The organism is Prevotella marseillensis, assembly GCF_900625065.1.
Lineage (GTDB): Bacteria > Bacteroidota > Bacteroidia > Bacteroidales > Bacteroidaceae > Prevotella > Prevotella rara.
On sequence record NZ_UYXY01000001.1, the window covers coordinates 959,210 to 979,695 of the forward strand.

The window sequence follows — 20,486 nt, forward strand, 5'->3', positions numbered from 1 at the left end:
ATAATAAATAATCTCCTTAACTATTGACAAAAAATGTCATTAGTTAAGGAGATTTATCTTTAGTTATATATGTAATAAAAATTACATAATGTCGCTTATAGGCAAATGATTATTAATCAAGCCATTTTACATAACAGAAGTCTTGACGGTGAGGCAGGGCGGAATTTTTTGGATACATTCTGACAGCAGTCTTGTATGTGCCTGCTTCTGATGCCTCTACTGTAGCTTCAAATGTGTAAAGGTTGCCTTCATGTCCGATTAACTTGAATGGGAATACATTTGAAATACGGTCTTCGCCATTATTGTCAACAGTTAATGAAACAAATTCAAGTCCTATTGCGTCATTTAAGCCCTGTTCGTCAATTACGTATCTAATTTTGTATGTAACTCCTGTTTCTAAACCAGTGTTGGGGAACATAGATTCTTTTGATACAACATGTATTGAGTCCCAACGTTCAGCTACGCTTTCTTTCCATTGTGCAATGTCTTTTGCTAAACGATTATCATTTGCTACAAGTTTCTCGAAACGGATAGCTTCTTTTGTATAGAACTTTTCGTAATAATCATCCAATTGTCTCTTCATTGTATAATGAGGAGCAATTTTTGCGATAGAGTTCTTTATCACTTTAATCCAACCTTCACTATATCCGTTTTCATTCTTGTTATAGTATAAAGGTATGATTTCATTTTCCAATAATCCGTAGATCGTTGCAGCATCAAGTTGGTCTTGGTAGCCTTGATTCTTGTATGTACGTTTCTCTGTAAGTGCCCAGCCGGCTCCTTCACGATATCCTTCGAGCCACCAGCCGTCCAAAACAGACAAATTGACAACACCGTTCATTTCAGCTTTTTCACCAGATGTACCAGATGCTTCAAGAGGACGTGTCGGTGTGTTCATCCATATATCAACACCTGAAACCAGGCGGCGTGCAAGCTGCATGTCATAATCCTCGAGGAAGATAATTTTGCCTAAGAATTCAGGACGTTGGCTAATTTCGAAAATCTTCTTTATAAGACCTTGGCCTGCGCCATCTGCAGGATGGGCTTTTCCTGAGAACAGGAATTGAACAGGACGCTCTGGATTGTTGACAATTTTTGCCAAACGGTCGAGGTCAGTAAACAGAAGGTGTGCACGCTTATATGTAGCAAATCTTCTGCAGAAACCTATCATCAAGGCATTTGGATTGATCTTTTCAAGCAAAGAAACAACTCTTGAAGGATCTCCTTGATTCTTTAGCCATGTTTCACGGAATTTATCGCGAATATAATCTGTAAGTTTCTTCTTTAATACCATGCGGGTGTCCCAAATGACATTATCTGGAACTTTGTATATTGCATGCCATATGCTTTCATTGCTTTGGTCTGACATGAAAGCTGAATCAAAATATTTGGCATATAGCTTACGCCATTCTGTTGCTGCCCATGTGGGGAAGTGAACACCATTGGTAACGTAACCAACGTGGTTTTCCTCTGGATAATAACCTTTCCATATTCCTGAGAACATCTTCTGGCTGACCCATCCATGGAGCTTACTTACACCATTCACTTCCTGACAAGTGTTGCAGGCGAATGTTGACATACAGAATTTTTCGTTGTGGTCATCAGGATTAGTGCGTCCCATGCCAATAAATTCATCCCATGTGATGCCAAGCATTGAGGGGTAACCGCCCATATATTTGCCAAACAGACCTTCGTCAAAATAGTCATGACCGGCAGGAACTGGAGTATGAACAGTGTAAAGTGATGATGCTCTAACCAGCTCTATTGCCTGATTGAAAGAGAGTCCGCTTTGTACATAGTCACAAAGACGCTGAAGGTTGCATAATGCTGCATGTCCTTCGTTGCAGTGGTATATTTGTTTCTTTATACCTAGTTTTTTAAGAGTTAAAATACCTCCTATACCTAACAGAATCTCTTGTTTCAGACGGTTCTCCCAGTCACCACCGTAAAGAGAGTGGGTTATTGGTTTGTCAAAATCAGAGTTCATTTCGTTATCTGTATCAAGTAGGTAAAGCGGAATTCTACCAACATTAACTCTCCATACATAAGCATGAACCTGATAGTTCATATATGGAACATCTACAACCAAGGGATTGCCTTCGGCATCAAGTTGGCGAACAATAGGAAGTGAGTTGAAGTTTTGAGCTTCGTAGTTTGCAATCTGCTGTCCGTCCATGCTGAGGGACTGCTTGAAATATCCATAGCGATAAAGGAATCCTACGGCACACATATCAACATTGCTGTCAGATGCTTCTTTCAGATAATCACCGGCTAACATTCCTAGACCGCCTGAATATATCTTAAGAACTTGGTTAAGACCATACTCCATGCTGAAATATGCAACAGAAGGACGTTTTGTATTTGGTTTAACGTCCATATATTTACGGAACAGTGAATATACGTCCTTAACTTTCTTCATTATTATCTTATCCTTGACAATTTCTTCTTTTCTGTCATAGCTAAGACGTTCGAGCAATAAAACAGGATTATGACCAACTTCTTCGTACAATTTTTCATCTAAGCTGCGCCATAAATCTCTTGCTTCGTAGTTCCATGCCCACCACATGTTATGAGCAAGTTCATCTAAACACTTTAATTGTTCAGGTAATCTTGATTTTACAGTCAGTTCTCTCCATTGTGGAGCGTTGACATAGTCTGCTTTAATTTTCATTGTTTATTTAATTTATGTAATTTACAAATTGATTTAATGCTTTCTTGCTTCTGCTCGTCTGAGCGCAAAGTCATATGCTTGGTAATAGTATTTTATAAAATTGCTCCATAATGCTTTTTTAGACAGCTTTTCTGCATTGTTTCGGGCTTTCTTAATCTCGCTGTCGGACATATTGGAGAATTCTACAATTGTATCTTTTATCTTATCAGCAACTTCAGAATAATTGTAATCTGTACGGTGAATAACTTTTACGCCGTCAGTAATTTCTCCATATCTTCCAAATTCGGTATTTGCCCAAAGTCCAAAGCCTGCTAAATCAGATGTTATGCATGGAACCTTAAATGCAATTGCCTCCAATGGAGTATATCCCCAGGGTTCGTAGTATGAAGGATAAACGCAAAGGTCGTTTCCTAATACGAGGTCGTAATATTTCATGTTGAAGATACCATCGTTGCCATTAAGATAACAAGGCAGGAATATCAATTTTACTTTGTCGTCATACCTGTTTTGCATGTCTAAGAATTTCAACATTCCTAATACATTGTCCTGACTCATGTTTTGAAGCCAGTGTGTTATCATTGGTACTGGTAATGGCTCGTTGTATTTCTTTTGTGACTTAATACGTTCTTTTAAGTCTTCGCGAGGTTCACCAACCCATCCGGGAACTTCGATGAATGCAAGTATTTTTTTGTTCAGGCGGTTATCTCTAAGCAACCTGTTCATTGCTTCTATGTATACATCAACTCCTTTGTTCCTGAACTCATATCGTCCACTAGTTGATACAATGAGTGTGTCGTCGTCTAAGTCTGTTCCGAGTAACGCATTCGCAATGTTTAGAACATGTTTGCGGGCAATATTCCTTTTTCTGGTAAACTCTGCGCCTTTGGGTACAAAATCATTCTCAAAGCCATTTGGCAAGATAACGTCTACAGGCTTATCAAGAAGTTCTTTACATTCATTTGCTGTAATTTCACTTACAGTAGTAAAGCAGTCAGTGTATTTAGCAGTTTGTTTCTCAATAGAATGCTTGCTTTGCATATTGAGCTCGTTAGCCATTTGATCACCATTATAAGCAAACAGATAATCATATAACGGCTTATTGTTTCCTGCAATACTTCTTCCTATACTCGTGGCATGAGTGGTGAATATTGTTGCAATTTGTGGTATCTTGTAGCTTAAGTACAGAAGTCCTAACCCGGTCATCCATTCATTTGCATGATATATGACCCTTTGAGAATCGTCAAGATAAAAATTATAGAAACTTTCAACTACCTTGGCAGCTGCATATGAGAACATAGACGCTTCGTCATAATCACCATAGGCATGTAGACTGTCTACCTGAAAATGTTCCCATGTCCATGTGTAAATATTGTTTTTATCTTTATAATATTGATTGAAGTTTACCAATATTGCAATAGGTTGTCCTGGTATATTCCATCTTCCAATTTTAATAACAAGACCTTCTTTGTTGGCTTGTTCATGCCATTCAGAAAACAGTTTGTTATCTTCTATGAAATAAGGATTATCGTTAATAAAAACATCAGGACCGATAAAAATAATTTTGTCTTTCAGAAGATTCTGTAGGGTTTTTGCTCTTGTTGAAAGAACTGTATATATACCTCCGACCTTATTGCAAACTTCCCAACTAGATTCAAAAATATAATCAGGTGTTAATAATTTTGTTGCCATAATTCTTTTGTAATATGGGCGCAAAGTTAATAAAAAATCATACAAAAACAAATTTTGTATGATGTATTTTTAAGAAATGAGAGATTTTATTGATTTATGATTATTTTATTAATAACTATTTAAAATGATTGCAAAATAGTTATTGTTAAATATTAAAGAGGATATATGTTTTTTATTTTGAATGCTAAAATCTGCGCACTTATAATTAAAAATGAAATATGGCATAATATTTGTTTGTGATAAAATGTTTATCTTTGCATCGTAAAATTATTGTAAATAAGAATATATATAAAATGACCAGTCAATTTTCACCAAAAGTGTCTCAAATTCTAGCGTTTAGCAGAGAAGAGGCAGCCAGGTTAGCCAGCAGGTCTGTTGGTCCGGAGCATTTGCTGCTTGGTATACTTCGTGACAAGACGGGCCCTGTGCATGAATTATTTTTGAAATTAGATATAAACTATCAGTCAATAAAAACCGAGTTGGAACAGAAGGTGCGTGAAGATGATTTTATGCAACCTTTAAATACTCGTGAGCTTGTGTTGAATGAAAAGGCCAGTAATATTTTAAAACTTGCTGTTTTGGAGGCCCGTATTCAGTCTATGCAAATGGTTGATGAACAGCATTTATTGTTGGCGATTTTACATGATCATGCAAATAATGGAGCAAAAGAGGTGTTAGAGTTTAATAATATGAGTTATGAAGATGCGTTAACCTATTTTCAGAATAAATCAGGTTATATGACAAATGATGGGATTGACATGCCTGATAAGGATGAAGATGAGGACGGCATGCTTAGTATTAATGGCGGTAATTCACAGAAATCAAATCCGCAGAGTACTGCAACTGGTGTACATAGAAGCCAAGGAAAAACGCCAGTGCTAGATAACTTTGGAACCGATTTGACGAAATGTGCATCGGAAGGAAAACTAGATCCTGTTGTAGGCCGGGAGCGTGAGATTCAGCGCGTTGTAGAAATCTTGTGTCGTAGAAAGAAGAACAATCCAATCTTGATTGGAGAACCTGGTGTAGGTAAAAGTGCAATAGTTGAAGGTCTGGCTCAGCTTATTAACAAGCATCATACATCACCAGTCCTATTCAATAAGCGTATAATTAGTCTTGATATGACTGCTATTGTTGCAGGCACAAAGTATCGTGGACAATTTGAGGAACGTATACGCGCACTGATTAAGGAAATAGAGCAGAATCCTGACGTCGTTATTTTTATTGATGAGATACATACGCTTATAGGAGCCGGTTCTACTCCGGGTTCAATGGATGCCGCCAATATATTGAAACCGGCATTAGCACGTGGCACTATTCAGTGCATTGGAGCAACGACATTAAGTGAATATCGTAATTCAATCGAGAAGGACGGAGCTTTGGAACGAAGGTTTCAGAAGGTTATTGTTGAACCGACAACGTCTGATGAAACTATAACCATCTTGAATAATATAAAAGAGCGTTACGAGAATCACCATCATGTTTCTTATACTAACGATGCCATATTGGCGTGTGTCAAATTGACAGAAAGGTATGTAACCGACAGATTCTTTCCTGATAAAGCTATTGATGTTCTTGATGAGGTGGGTGCACGTGTGCATCTGCGGCACACACAAATGCCTCCTGAGATAAGTGAAAAGGAAAAAGAAATTAATTTTATCAAAGGGAAGAAGCAGGCTGCGGTAAGAAATCAGAACTTTGAGCTGGCTGCAAGTTACAGGGATAAGCAGACAGAATTGGAAGCTGAACTTTCTGAACTTCAGGAAAAATGGGCAAATAATGAGATTGGCACTCGAGATGAAATAACAGAGAATGATGTTACAGAGGTCGTGTCAATGATAACAGGTGTGCCTGTACAACGGATGGCTGAGGCCGAAAGTGCAAGGCTCAAAAATATGGCTAATGATTTGAAAGCTGTTGTAGTTGCTCAAGATAAGGCTATCGAAAAGATGGTTAAGGCTATACAGCGCAACAGGGTTGGTCTGAAAGAGAAAAATCATCCGATAGGAGCGTTTATGTTTTTGGGACCAACGGGTGTCGGTAAGACATATTTGGCGAAGAAACTGGCTGAGCATATGTTTGGCAGTTCTGATGCGTTGATCCGTGTTGATATGAGTGAATACAGTGAGAGCTTTAATACGTCTCGATTAGTTGGCGCTCCTCCGGGATATGTAGGATACGAAGAAGGCGGGCAGCTTACAGAGAAAGTAAGACGTCATCCATATTCAATTGTATTGCTTGATGAGATTGAGAAGGCACACGGCAATGTGTTCAATATGTTATTGCAGGTTCTTGATGAAGGACGTCTGACAGACGGTAACGGCCGCTTGATAGATTTCCGTAATACGGTGATAATCATGACAAGTAATGCTGGAACTCGTCAATTAAAAGAATTTGGACGCGGTATAGGTTTCAATGCAGGTGGCTTTAGCAGTGAAAACATCAATGAAACCGACAAAGAATATGCTAGAAGCATAATACAAAAAAGTTTGAGTAAGCAGTTTAGTCCTGAATTCTTGAATCGTCTTGATGAGATTATAACATTTGACCAGTTGGATCTTGAGGCTATAAAAAGAATTATAGACATAGAGTTAAAGGGGCTTGTCGGCAGAATCAAGGAACTTGGCTGTAACATAAAGATTTCAAATGCTGCAAAAGAGTTTGTCGCCTCAAAAGGCTATGATGTGCAATTTGGCGCAAGACCTTTGAAACGAGCAATACAGAACTATATTGAGGATGGGCTTTGTGAATTGATATTGGATGGAAAATTAAAAGATAATGACGTTATCTTAATAGATAAGAATCCAGATAAAGATAGCCTGTCGTTTAAGATAGAAGGAACAGATTGATTTCTTTGTAATTTAAATATTATTTAATATAGGGGCAAGTCATTTTCAAGATGTTGCCCCTATATTATTTATGTATAGAGAGAACTTCTTTTTTATCAATGGTTTGCTTGGGCTTGGTTATGTAATGGAGCATTTTCATTAATGCATTATCGTCTTTATTTTGAATGTGTGTCGTGCATATAATTTGATTTATAAATTTAGATGTATACTTAATCTTTATTTGTCTAATACTTTTTCTAGTTGTAAAAATTATAACAAATAAAGTTGATTTTGTATTAAAAAGGATTGTTTCGGTTTGTATATGTCTGTTTTGTTAATATAAATACGCGTATGCCTTTCAAATTATTAGTGATTGAGTTTTTGCCCATAAATCAGTTGTTTTTAATCCAAAAGTCATTTGTTTAATGGATGTATTTCATTGGTTTCTTTTGAAGAAAAGGCAGAAATGTTTTTTCGATGTTTTTTATTAGAAGATGTATAGTGAAGCATAAATGGTAATATACAGATTTGCGTTTGTCATAAATAATGAATTGCATATAGAAAAACATAACTCTGTTACTGCTGTATTTGTTATTTCAAGTCGTATATTTTTATTCGGTGAACCCTGTAATAGGGACATTGATAATGTTGAATAAGCAAAAACAAGGATTTATTGTTATTTTGTGAAATAATGTTCTATAAGGAATGAAATAATTTCTTTCAAATTAAGTGCAATATAATATTTCAAACATCGTTATATAATCATGAAGATAAAAAATATTATTTCACTAATAAGTCTTCTTTGTCTGTTTGTGTCGTGTACAGACGATGATTCTTTTTCATTGTCAAAATCTGACATATTGACATTTTCAACTGATACGATAAGTATGGATACCATTTTTTCAACGGTTCCAACTTCTACACGTACGTTTTGGGTTTATAATAAGGCTGGCGACGGGATACGATGTACAAAGGTTAGATTAGCTCGTGGAAACCAGACTGGATTTAGAATAAATGTTGACGGAGAATACCTTAGCCCGACGTCAGGATATCAAATTTCTGACGTAGAGATCCGTAAAAATGACAGTATAAGGGTATTTGTTGAATTAACATCTCCGGAAAACGGAAAGCAGGAGCCTCAACTGCTCGAGGATGAGCTTGTTTTCCTTTTGGAAAGTGGAGTAGAGCAGAAGGTTGCTTTAAACGCTTATACGTGGGATGCCAATTTACTGAAGAATGTGTATGTGCAAAATGACACTACTATCGGAACAGACTCTAAACCGACTGTAATTTATGGTGGACTGACGGTTGACAGCTGTGCTACATTGAATATAGCAGCCGGAACTACTTTGTATTTTCATGGTGATGCCGGAATTAATATATATGGCCGTATGATATCTGAAGGTACGGCAGATAGAAATATTGTGCTTCGTGGTGACAGACTGGATAACATGTTTGACTATCTTCCTTACGATAATGTCAGCGGTCAGTGGCAGGGAATTCGTTTCTATGGTTCTTCTTACGAAAATAAAATCTGCTATACAGACATTCATAGCACATTTAATGGTATTGTTTGTGACTCTTCTGATGTATCGAAGGTTAAACTTCAATTACTTAATAGTACAGTTCATAATTGTCAGGGATATGGCGTTAAATCTGAAAATTGTTCAATAGAGATACGTAACAGCCAAATAACCAATACCTTAAATGATTGTGTGGCAATATTTGGCGGCAGTGCAATAATACAACAATGTACATTGGCACAGTTTTATCCATTTGACTCTAATCGCGGAGCTGCTCTGTATTATTCTAATTTTCAGGGTGAACGTTATATGCCGTTGTTAAAGATGGATTGTCTGAATAGTATTGTTACTGGCTATGCAAACGATGTAATAACTGGTGCGAAGATGGATGATGAAACGAAAGTGTTTAATTATAGATTCGTGAACTCATTATTGCGTACACCAGAAGTTACGGACGATGAGAACATAATTAATGTGACTTTCGAGAATGTTGAGGACACTTCAGCTGTATCAGGAGAAGAAAACTTTGTTTTAGTTGATATAGACAAACAGAGGTATGACTTTCATCTGAACGAAAAATCTCCGGCTATAAACACTGCTGCGATAGAATATTCCTTGCCTGAAGACCGTGACGGAAGACAAAGAGATGAACTCCCGGATGTTGGTTGCTATGAATATTTTAATGATCCGACAAACAACGAAAATGAATAAATATAAACGTAGACATGGAAAAAATCATTATAAAATCAGAATTAAGTCTGTTAAAATTTGAAGAACTTGATGATATGTCAAAAGCATTGGTGAAAAATGCTATTGAAGCTACAGACAAATCATATTCACCTTATTCCCACTTTAAGGTGGGGGCTGCGTTGAGGCTTGAGGATGGTACTATCGTGATTGGGGCCAATCAGGAAAATGCAGCATTTCCCGTTACTATGTGTGCTGAACGTGCTGCGATATTTAATGCTCAGTCTAATCATCCAGAGTTGGCGATAACAGCCATTGCAATCGCTGCAAAAAATATAGAAGGACTGGTTAAAACTCCTGTTTCGCCTTGTGGTTCTTGCCGGCAAGTAATATTAGAAATGGAGCAAAGATACCAATGTAATATAAAGATATTACTTTGTGGAACAGATGGCATTTATGTTATTGACAGCATAAAAGATTTGTTGCCATTGTCATTTGTTGATGAATCTATGCACTAAGTTTATTGATATAGTAACTCAAAAATATCCCAGATGACAGTTTAACGTATATGTCGTCTGGGATATTTGTAATAGTATTCATTTTTTGAAGTATCTTCATGTAGAATTTTAGCAGTTGCACAAGCGTGCATACGGACAGTTTTCACATGTTTTTCTTTCTGTTGTAGGCTTAAATGGAGTAGCAATGTCAAATATTTCAGACAATATAGACTTGACATTCTCCAAAAAATCCGGCAGATATTCAGATATATCGTTAATCTTATTCTTGTTTATTGATATTATCGGATTATATCCTTCTTCTGAAGAGTGCTGTATAAAAAGCAGTGCAGGACTTACAGGCAAACTGCTGCTGTTATATTTCTTATTGCCTCTTACTATTAACGAATATAGCATTATTTGCAGATAATAGTCTGCGTGTATCTCTGTATTTAGCGGACGTATGAATATGTCGTCCAATGATTTCGCATCTTTTAGATTACTGCTTCCTGTCTTATAGTCAACAATTCTTATTTTTTCTGTATTATTTTCTTTATCAACAATTTTGTCCATTCTGTCTATGCGTCCGCCTATGCATATCTTACGTTCGTCACCATTTGCAACAAATTTAATATCCTCATAGACGTCATTTTCAATCCCAATGATAGTAAATGGTGCCAATGCTGAGTCAATTTCAATTAATCTTTTCAGATACCTTATTATTACTTCTCGGTTAATCAGCTGCAGGCCATTATAAAACGATTTGTTATTGTTGTCATTATATTCTTGCTTAAAGTATATCTCGGTAAAGGCCTCATCAACGATCCTTCCAATTAACGATTTGTCTTCCAATGCTTTATTAATGGTTTCTTTTGTAATGATGTGGTTTTCTGCGTTAAGATATTTCCGGTATAATATTTCTGCAGCTCCATGGAATATATTACCAAACATCCTGTTGTCCATTTCGTCACTTTCATCAAGTTCTTTAATCTGGGCAATATTGTAAAAGTAAAATTGCAGCGGACAACGCATATATCTGTTTATTGATGTCGGTGAAATAAATTTCATCGAGTTTAATATATTGACAATGGTTTCATCCTTGGCAATTATATTAGGCTTTGAATATACCAGCTGTTGATCTGTTTTTAGAGATATGCGCTTGATGTCAAAGTTACTGTCTGTCATAAGTTGAAGCATAAATCGGCTCATTTCACCTGTGTGTCCGTCTTCTGTTGAGTTGTTGTATACAATTGTAACGTCAGAGGCTCTCTGTATCAAATTGTAGAAATAATATGCATAAATGGCTACTTTGTTATCTACCGTTGTCAGTTCGTATGCCTTTCTTATCGAATAAGGTATAAAGGACGAGTCCGTTATGCCTTTTGGCATATTTCCCTCATTACATGAGAGAATCAGTACATGCTCAAAATCCAGATTTCTGGTTTCAAGTATACCCATAACTTGGATGCCTTCTGCTGGCTCACCATGAAATGGAATAGAGGTTGAGTTGATCAGTTGCACGATAAGCTTTTGCAATGTTATTACGTCCACATCAAGGTCGCCTGACTTGACCAGTTCATTTAATCTATTGCATAATGTGTACATTCTGAATATCGACTCTTGAAACAATGGGTCTTTGTCTGTATTGCCCATATTTATGGCAACTCGTTTCAAGATGTCCATAAGCCATTGCATCAAATCGTTATTGTTATTCTGTAGCTCAAACAGATGTTTTGTAAATTCATCTTTGTCAAGAATCTGAAATGTTGGATAATAAATGTTCTTTTCTTTTAGTTCATTCAATAGGTCCGAGCATTTTTCTGATATATATTGTGCATAAGGATGCGACAAAATCTGAGCTACATAATGAAGCTGGTATCTGTTTTTGTTGTGTGAATAGCCTTTTAATTTAAGATCGAGTAGCTGTAGAACAAACGATGAAACTGGTGTCTGAAAAAGTGGATAGCCAGAAGTGATGTTTACGCATTCAACTTCTTTGGGTATGCAGTGTATGATTGTTGGTAAAAGAGACTCGTCGCATAAAACTATAGCAGTATTTTTACCATCTTTATATCTTTCTTCTTCTTTCAACCAGTCACTTACGTATCTTGCCTGAATGTTTTCAGTGGATGCGTTAGCATATATAATTCTTTTGCCTGCAGACAAGTTATTATAGATACTTTTGTCAGACGAGTTAAGCTCATTAGGAAAGTCTTTAAGGTATTTTTCAATATAGTGACCGGCTTCGTTTTTATTTGGCGGCATATAAAACGAATCAAAGTCCCAATAAAAACCAGCTCTATTTTTTTTCTGTAAATTTGAGAATATTTTTTGCTCAACCTTTTGAACCATATTAAATCCGACAAACAGATATTTGTCATATTTATAATCAATATCCTGTTGGGCAACTTCTCTATACAGCATTCCTTCGTATGCAATATTTTGTTCACGGAGTCTTGCTTTGTAGTTGTTATATATATCCTCGAAATGTCCCCATAATTTTAAGAAGCGTTTTTTCAGTTCAGATTCATTGTCTGTCGTGAAATTGCTGAAAAATTTATGCAGAATCTCTTTTTGTTCATCTGTAAGATATGAAATGTCGTCTAATTCATGGATGTCTTTAATGTTCTTGAATACATTTGAGGCATCAGCCATATTCTTGTCTATGTCGTCAAAATCAGCCAATAGTAATTGTCCCCATCCATAAAAATGATCTAGCGATTCGTCTATTTGGGTGCATTCAGTAAAACTTTTATGTATCTCGCATATAAGTTTTATTGAATCTCCAATTAACAGCGATGAATGCTGACGAAAAAAGTCGCTGATAGTAATATATGCCGGTGACCATAAAGGACGGCCGGCTTTTATGGCAAGCTGTTCGTTCAAGAATATTGATGCACGTTTATTAGGAAACACAACAGCTATGTTTGACAAATTAGTGCCATATTTATTTACGATGTCTTCTGCTACGTATTCTAAAAATTTCTTCATGTTACTTCCGTTGTATTAGTTACAAATGATGAGAGTGATTGCGAAATGTATTATTCCACCTTGTTGACCTTGTTTGAATAAACAAACCACAGATATCCTTCAACATTTTGATACCCCATTGATTTTAGTAGAGACATATATTGTTTTACTTGATTTATATATTCATTACAAGGTTTGCCAAATTTAAAGTCAATAACTTTCATTCTGGTACCGTCTGTAATTACTCTATCTGGCCGCCTTTCAATAACTTTGTTAGTATTTTTGTCGTATTCAAGAATGCTACATTCGTTAAATACTGTCCAACGTGAGTCAAACCAGTCAGCTACTTGTTTATCAGATAAACGTTTTGCTAGCATACTCCGCATTTTATCTGCCGTTATATCATCATCATAAAGTACACCATCGAATTCGAATTGTTTTAACACATTGTCTATATCATCGGTAGTACGAATCATTGAAAACAATTTGTGTAATACACTACCCATTTTTATATAACGTTCGTGTTCGTTCTCTTCGTTTTCAGATTTTATAAAATCATTACTTTTATTACTTTGTCTGAAATTAGCCACATAGTTTGATGTTTTCATATTTACTTTATATGGCAAAGTTTGTTGTATAAAAACATTTTCTGTTTTTACAGACTTTGTCTCTTCATCACAGCAAAGTTCTCCATACTCAAATATAGTTGGCTCATTTTCCTGTTCAATCCCGGAAATAGAAGCTCTAGGTAATATCTCTGCCAATCCTTTTATGTTATCGTTTAATATCTCAGATCTGTTCCTTATACTTTTGGATGAATTGTTTTTCTTTCCTATAACAAACAGGTTCTTACATGCTCTTGTAAATGCAACATATAGCAAGTTGAGATTATCTACAGTGTTTTGTAAATATTCGTTTTTATAATCATCAACATATATTGTATTGAGCAATTTTTTGTTATAGTCTACAGGAACTATCGGCAATTTGTCAAATGGCTGATATTTGGGATTGCACCATAACGTGGTGTTTCTGTTTTCCAGAGTCCAATCGCAGAATGGAATAATTACATTATCATATTCCAGGCCTTTGCTCTTATGAATACTTATAAGTCTTATACCGTTAATTTCATCACATTGAATTGTTTTTGAATGTATGTTCTCATTCCACTCATTGATGAATTTATCAATATTGCCTGAATTGTTATTTATAAAATCAGAGACCTGATCATAAAAAGCGCATATATAAGCACCTTGTTCATGCATCTTTTCAAGCTCAAAAGTGGAATATATAAATTCAATAATGTCAAACAATGGCTTTTTGATGAGCTGTTGCATATTGTCAATATAGCTTGACGGTAAAAAAGAATCAGCATTGTCAGTTTCTGACACGAAGCTTGTGAGAATTTTACTTACATTCAGATCTTTTTTCAATATTGTATTTTGATATATAACAGCCAAATTAGCTTTTGACATTATGTCGTCAGGATGTACGAGTAACTGTAAGGCAAGCATAATTGTATTAACAGCACTTGATGCATCTAGCCTGAAGGCTTCATCGCTTATAAAAGTCAGGTCGGGTCTTTTTTCCATGAAATAGTCTGCAACAATTGGTATCAACTTATTGTATCTAAATAATATTGCAGTTTTATTCAACGGCATACCTGATTTTATTATCTCATCTATGCAGCTTTCAATATATTCTAATGTCACATCATTATAATCTTCATTCGGTAGCAGTGTTAATCTTACATATCCGGCTTGGGCTTTTCCTTGTCTTGCATTCTGTTTAACATCTCCATACGCAGTTTTGATTTCATTGGCACTGCTGTCAAGTCCGATTTCTTGGCCACGTGTGTATTCATATTGTGCAGCTAAAGTGAAAAAAGCATTATTGAAATCAATGATGTTTTTTTCAGATCTGTAATTCGTTTGAAGTGAACACACATCCACCTGTTCCTTTGAAGACGGAAATTGCTCCTTGATATTGTTAAGTAAGCGCCAGTCTCCGGCACGCCATCTGTATATACTTTGTTTAACATCTCCGACAATGAGGTTGTTGACAGTGTCATTATCATTTGAGCCATGACTCATACATTCTTTAAGCAGGACTTTAAAATTTTGCCATTGAACAGAACTGGTGTCTTGAAATTCATCTATCATTATGTGTTCAAGTTGGCATCCGGCTTTTTCAAATATGAACGGAGAATCATTGTCTTTGATGAGTGAATGAAGCAGGTACTGAGTGTCACTTAGCAGGAATCTGTTGGCATCTTCATTTAATTCTCTTACTTTACTCTCAATTTTATTTAGAAGGCGTAATTTACTAAGGTGTTTCAGAGTAACCTCAACTGTTGCATAAAGCTTCCATTGTTTTGAGCGTTCTGTTTCAGCTTCATGTAGCAGTTTCATTAAGCTTTCATTTACTAATGATATAATAGTATTCCGGTCTGGACTAGTCTTGGTCGTCCAGCTTTCAGCACTGTCAAGGCATTTTTTCAAGGTGTTGTTAACACATTTATCATCACTGAAATCATCTGTTTTAAGTTTTTTGAAATAACTGCATATGCCTTTGCCTTTTGATGCATATGATGTATTAGGGTCTAATCCGGCCTTGGTTGTTTCATTTATAAACCGGTCTGCATATGCTGCCATGCATTTTTTAGCATTACTACGGATTTCTTTTAGTTCCTTAATATATATATCAAAAAAATTATTCTCTGTGATTATCTTATTTAGATTGTCGCTGATTGACTTGTAGTAATCTTGAAAAATGTTTTTTCCAAATGATTTAATCTGACCAATAACATTCCAACCTTTGTTTTCATCGATGTTGGTAAAAATGTAATTTATAAGCCATTGTAATAATTGGCTTGTTGTCGTCAGTGAGTCTATAAGTTGATCTATTGCTTCTTCTTCTACCTGAGAATCATTTAAACCGATTTTTAGGTTTGCTGTTAAATCTAATTCGCGTGCTAGATTACGTAATACAGACTGAAAGAAAGAGTCTATCGTCTCAACTCTGAAATAGTTGTAATTATGAACGAGGCTGTTTAAGGCTATTCCGGCTTGTCGGCTTGCTTGTTCTTCGCTTATATTTAGTTTTCCTGTTATTTCCTTCATGTAAAGATGCGAATCAGGAAGCATTTTCCAAATTCCATATAACTGGCTTAATATTCGCATTTTCATTTCTTCTGTAGCTTTATTGGTAAAGGTTACAGCAAGAATGTTCTTAAAACTCATTGGATTTTTAATCAGGAGTTTTATATATTCAACGGCAAGGGTGAATGTTTTACCGCTTCCGGCGCTAGCTTTATATACTGTTAATTGTTTCATGTTAAAATATTAATTGTTACCAGTCTCTAAACAATTCAAATCCGAATCTACATCCTATACCTTCAAAATCAGCATTTCGAGTAGCTAAAAATAAGCCCATAGAAAAAAATCTGTTTGTGAACCCATATCCACATTCTATATATGGATGTAGATGCTCAACAAAGAGTGTGTTTACATATATACGTTCTATCTCCATCAGTCGCCCTACATATGGTATGCGAGACAATAGCATTAATGGCGATTCGTATGTTGCATTTGTTCGCACATAATATTCCGAAGCATTATACCAATTGCTGTTTAATAATTGAAATTCACCTGTCCAATCGTCATTCCATCCTCCAGGAATATTCTCTTCTCTGAAATTTGTATAGTCTAAGAAATATGATGTTTTACTTTTGGATGTATAAAATCCACTGCCAACTCTAAGAGAAATAGCTTTCAGAGAATGAAATTGTTTTTTCCATGAAGCATCGAACTCAAAGCGTTCATATTCCATATCAGAGTTAAATACATTTTTTACTCCTCTTTCGTAGTCAGTCGTAAATATAGGTCCGTTCCATCCGTATGGCCGGAATTGTATTTGTAATGATGGAGCAAACGAATAATATTCTGTAGGCCTTTTTGCTTGTTCAAAGCCTGTTTTATCAACGGCAGAGCGTTTGTGATATATTATACCAGGTTGTATGCTCCATTTATCCGATAAGTCATAATTTGCTTTGAATTTAAAGTAGAAATCTTTAAAATAGTCTAAATTCATGTTGTCCCAATTGATGGAATCAAGTGTCTCATTTTTTATTTGGTCTACTATACTGGAGTTGGTAATTCTATTTCCATTACCAATTTCAAATTCTGTATATCCATTTCTTCTCTTATTGTATGTAAAACGGATAGGCATTCTGAAATATAGCTGATGCTGTTTAAACGAATATCCTGAATTAAAAGATAAAGAAATATCTTTATTTAAAGAAAAATTATAACTGCCGTTGATTTTTAATTTGTATGTTATACCCTTTCGTCCGCTGTAACTTAATTCCAATGGATTTAAAATTGGAGATATTCTAAAAGCGCCCTGGTTGTTGGTTCCAAAGTTACCTTTTGTGCGATTGATAATGTGATCACCTAAAACATCCCATAAAACTTGGTCCCAACGTTTGTTTTCTTTGACATTCTGGATTGTATCAGTTGTGTTATTATAGCCATATTTGATATAAGCATCTTTAAAGTGGATAGGCAGCGTGTCTGGCCTTATTTCTTCCATTAATTTGATGTCGTGTGAATTTATTATTGAATCGGGTAGGGTGATAGGATTATCATAAACCGAATGATAAGATGCATGAATTTTATTTCCTATAAAATGAAATACGGCGTCAATATCGCATTTCTTAGGTAGTAATGAGTATATGCCATATTTGCCCATTAATACGTCTATATGAAACTTCACCATATCGTATTCGCCCATAAATTGCATTCGTATAATTCTACCTGTAGTTCTTTCGACAATTGCAGAACCACTTATCATTTGTGTATTGTGGAGTTTTGGTCTGAAAACAATTTCAGAACGATTGTCTGTTAAACTTGTAATATCGTATTTGTATAGCTTTGTATTATATGTATTAAATGGAGAAAGAATTTGATTGTCTAATATTGTTACATCATAAATATTCGGCATCAGATATTTCAGCAATGTAGTCATTGCATTTTTATGATGGGGTATGGTTCCAATATTTAATTGGCGTGTCGCTTCAGAAATGTAATTGTCTTTAATATATATATTGCTGTATGTTTCCCCTACATATTCTCGCCTTCCTCTTGATATCGCATACATGGAAGGTATAGCCATTAATGTAATATTTCTTTTATCTGTTTTAAAATAATATCTTAAATAGACATTTGTGTGGATTCCTTTTACTTCTTCTGATACACTTTGTTTGTATTTCAGAACTCGTTGAAGTATTAGCGAGTCTGATGTCGTTTCAGCTTTTGTTCTGTACGGTATAAGACAGAAGACTAAAAGAGATGTTAATATGATTCTTTTAATAATTTCCACTTTGCAAATATACATGTTTTTTTTCAAATCGAGTTATTTCTATATATTATATACTTTTAAATCGGCAATGCCTGTTTTGCCTGTTGTTCAGATTGTTGTCTATTGTAAACATTTGATTTATTTATAGCCTAATAGACGTTGATTGTATGAATTTGATATTAGATAATAGATGTATCTTTGAAAATTACAATATTTATCTTATCAAGATAGATTTATTGATAACTGTAATTAACTTTACAGAAAAATTGCACAAATAATTTTGAAATGTGCAAGTAATGATTTATCTTTGCACAAATTTATTATTTTTGTGCAATGGAAAAAATACCAAGTTTTAATTCGTTTATAGAGAAAAGCATTATTGATAATTGGGATTTAGATGCTTTAACTGATTATCAAGGTGTAACACTTCAATATAAAGATGTTGCAAGAAAAATTGAAAAGTTGCATATAATGTTTGAAAACAGCGGTGTTGTAAAAGGTGACAAAATTGCCATCTGTGGCCGTAATAGTGCAAACTGGGCTGTAGCCTTTATTGCAACACTTACGTATGGAGCTGTTGCTGTTCCTGTTTTGCATGAATTTACACCGGAGCAAGTTTATAATATAGTAAATCATAGTGAAGCAAAACTGCTGTTTGTCGGAGATGTTGTTGCTACAACTATAGATGCAACAAAAATGCCAAGTCTTGAAGGTATAATATATATACCTGATTATTCATTGGTTGTTTCGCGCACAGACAAGTTGACATATGCACGAGAGCATCTAAATGAGTTGTTTGGTAGGAAATATCCTAAGGCATTTAGAAAAAATCATATACATTATTATATTGAACAAAGTCCTGATGAACTTGCTTTGATTAATTACACAAGTGGAACAACGGGTTTCTCGAAGGGTGTTATGTTGCCGTATAGGGCATTATGGGGAAATTTGGATTTCGCAATGAATGCTTTAGGAAAAAATATTTCCAGAGGTTCAAACACTGTAAGTATTTTGCCTATGGCGCATATGTATGGAATGGCTTTTGAGTTTTTGTTTGAATTTTGTCATGGATGCCATATATTCTTCTTGACACGTGTACCTAGTCCTGCGATTATTGCACAAGCATTTAAGGATATAAAACCGGCAATAATTATTGCTGTTCCCTTAGTTGTTGAGAAGATAATAAGAAAAAGAGTCTTTCCTAAGATTCAAAATAATAAGATGCGCTTATTGCTCAACATGCCGGTTATAAGTAAAAAAGTTAAGCAGAGAATATGCGAAGAGGTTTATAATGCCTTTGGTGGTAACCTGTATGAAATAATTGTTGGAGGAGCTGCGTTTAATCAGGAAGTAGAGTCTTTCCTGAAGAGTATAGACTTTCCGATTACCGTTGGTTATGGGGCAACAGAATGTGCTCCGATTATAACATATTCCGATTATCATGATTTTGTCCCGATGTCGTGTGGTAAGGCTGTGATACATATGGAAGTTAAAATTGATAGTCCAGACCCATATAATGTTCCTGGTGAGATTTTGGCCCGTGGAACAAATGTTATGTTAGGATATTATAAAAATGAAGAAGCAACTCGACAGGCTTTGGATTCAGATGGCTGGTATCATACAGGTGATTTAGGCTTGATAGATGCAGACGGTAATGTTTTTATTAAGGGTAGAAGCAAGAATATGCTTTTGGGGGCAAATGGTCAAAATATTTATCCCGAGGAAATAGAGGATAAGCTAAATAGTATGGCAATGGTTGTGGAAAGTCTCGTGATACAGAAAGACGACAAACTTGTTGCATTGGTATATCCTGATTATGAGGAAGCAAGAAATTTAGGCTTTTCGAAAGATGATTTGCAGAATATTATGGAACAGAATATGGCTGAATTGAATCAAGTAATGCCATCTTATTGCAAGATTTCCAAGATAAGACTTCAAGATGAAGAATTTGAAAAGACACCTAAAAAGAGTATAAAAAGATATCTCTATAAAGATATTGATATTTAGAATTTACTTTTCTGAATACGGTTCCTGTATTCATTAATATTGAGATATAAATATTCATCAAGAAAGACGTTGATAACAAATTTGTTATTCAGCCTCTTTCTTGCTTTTTTATAGTAGACTTTATGCTTTTTCTGTTGCAATAAAGAAATTTCTACTGCCCCGCTTCTATGAATGTTCGGTTGATGTATCTCATGTTTGTATTTAAAGGCTCACCCGATAAATAGTGGGGAAAGAAAGAAAAAAAATCTTATCTTTGCAT

General features: G+C 35.2%; 9 protein-coding genes. 4 read left to right on the forward strand and 5 right to left on the reverse strand.

All coding sequences use genetic code 11. From position 1 onward, the window contains the following. Positions 1-112: 112 nt before the first annotated feature. Together glgP and EJL04_RS04045 are read right to left on the reverse strand one after the other, a co-directional pair. The gene (glgP, locus tag EJL04_RS04040) at positions 113-2,671 is read right to left on the reverse strand and encodes an alpha-glucan family phosphorylase (RefSeq protein WP_125104130.1); all 2,559 of its coding nucleotides are present in this window, start codon (positions 2,669-2,671) and stop codon (positions 113-115) included. Positions 2,672-2,704: 33 nt separating this feature from the next. Further along, positions 2,705-4,360: a glycogen/starch synthase gene (locus tag EJL04_RS04045; protein WP_125104131.1), complete on the reverse strand. Its 1,656-nt coding sequence runs from the start codon at positions 4,358-4,360 to the stop codon at positions 2,705-2,707. Between the two features lie 293 nt (positions 4,361-4,653). On the opposite strand from EJL04_RS04045, the gene EJL04_RS04050 reads away from it, so the two are divergent. From EJL04_RS04050 to cdd, 3 genes are all read left to right on the forward strand, one after another. Further along, entirely contained in the window at positions 4,654-7,209 is a 2,556-nt protein-coding gene (locus EJL04_RS04050) for an ATP-dependent Clp protease ATP-binding subunit (protein ID WP_125104132.1), read from the forward strand. Positions 7,210-8,075: 866 nt separating this feature from the next. Next, positions 8,076-9,422: a right-handed parallel beta-helix repeat-containing protein gene (locus tag EJL04_RS04055; protein ID WP_338142708.1), complete on the forward strand. Its 1,347-nt coding sequence runs from the start codon at positions 8,076-8,078 to the stop codon at positions 9,420-9,422. Positions 9,423-9,436: 14 nt separating this feature from the next. Then, positions 9,437-9,916 (forward strand): cytidine deaminase, encoded by a 480-nt coding sequence (cdd, locus tag EJL04_RS04060; protein ID WP_125104134.1) that lies wholly within the window; start codon positions 9,437-9,439, stop codon positions 9,914-9,916. 108 nt (positions 9,917-10,024) lie between these two features. Here the strand turns inward: cdd and EJL04_RS04065 are convergent, their stop codons facing one another. From EJL04_RS04065 to EJL04_RS04075, 3 genes are read right to left on the reverse strand one after another with little or no spacing between them, the layout of a single operon-like run. After that, entirely contained in the window at positions 10,025-12,883 is a 2,859-nt protein-coding gene (locus tag EJL04_RS04065; RefSeq protein ID WP_125104135.1) for a PD-(D/E)XK nuclease family protein, read from the reverse strand. 50 nt (positions 12,884-12,933) lie between these two features. Then, positions 12,934-16,194 (reverse strand): UvrD-helicase domain-containing protein, encoded by a 3,261-nt coding sequence (locus EJL04_RS04070; RefSeq protein WP_125104136.1) that lies wholly within the window; start codon positions 16,192-16,194, stop codon positions 12,934-12,936. Positions 16,195-16,210: 16 nt separating this feature from the next. Beyond that, a complete protein-coding gene (locus EJL04_RS04075) occupies positions 16,211-18,241 on the reverse strand; it encodes a DUF5686 family protein (protein ID WP_125104137.1) in 2,031 nt (676 codons plus the stop codon). Between the two features lie 312 nt (positions 18,242-18,553). On the opposite strand from EJL04_RS04075, the gene EJL04_RS04080 reads away from it, so the two are divergent. Next, positions 18,554-20,227, forward strand: a complete 1,674-nt coding sequence (locus tag EJL04_RS04080) for an AMP-binding protein (RefSeq protein ID WP_125104138.1) — start codon at positions 18,554-18,556, stop codon at positions 20,225-20,227. The last annotated feature ends 259 nt before the right edge of the window (positions 20,228-20,486 follow it).

What these genes read in the sequence shown, in the direction of transcription:
- EJL04_RS04070 (WP_125104136.1), bottom strand. Translation starts at nt 16,194, where the DNA reads ATGAAACAATTAACAGTATATAAAGCTAGCGCCGGAAGCGGTAAAACA.
- EJL04_RS04065 (WP_125104135.1), bottom strand. Translation starts at nt 12,883, where the DNA reads ATGAAGAAATTTTTAGAATACGTAGCAGAAGACATCGTAAATAAATAT.
- cdd (WP_125104134.1), top strand. Translation starts at nt 9,437, where the DNA reads ATGGAAAAAATCATTATAAAATCAGAATTAAGTCTGTTAAAATTTGAA.
- EJL04_RS04050 (WP_125104132.1), top strand. Translation starts at nt 4,654, where the DNA reads ATGACCAGTCAATTTTCACCAAAAGTGTCTCAAATTCTAGCGTTTAGC.
- EJL04_RS04045 (WP_125104131.1), bottom strand. Translation starts at nt 4,360, where the DNA reads ATGGCAACAAAATTATTAACACCTGATTATATTTTTGAATCTAGTTGG.
- EJL04_RS04080 (WP_125104138.1), top strand. Translation starts at nt 18,554, where the DNA reads ATGGAAAAAATACCAAGTTTTAATTCGTTTATAGAGAAAAGCATTATT.
- EJL04_RS04055 (WP_338142708.1), top strand. Translation starts at nt 8,076, where the DNA reads ATGGATACCATTTTTTCAACGGTTCCAACTTCTACACGTACGTTTTGG.
- glgP (WP_125104130.1), bottom strand. Translation starts at nt 2,671, where the DNA reads ATGAAAATTAAAGCAGACTATGTCAACGCTCCACAATGGAGAGAACTG.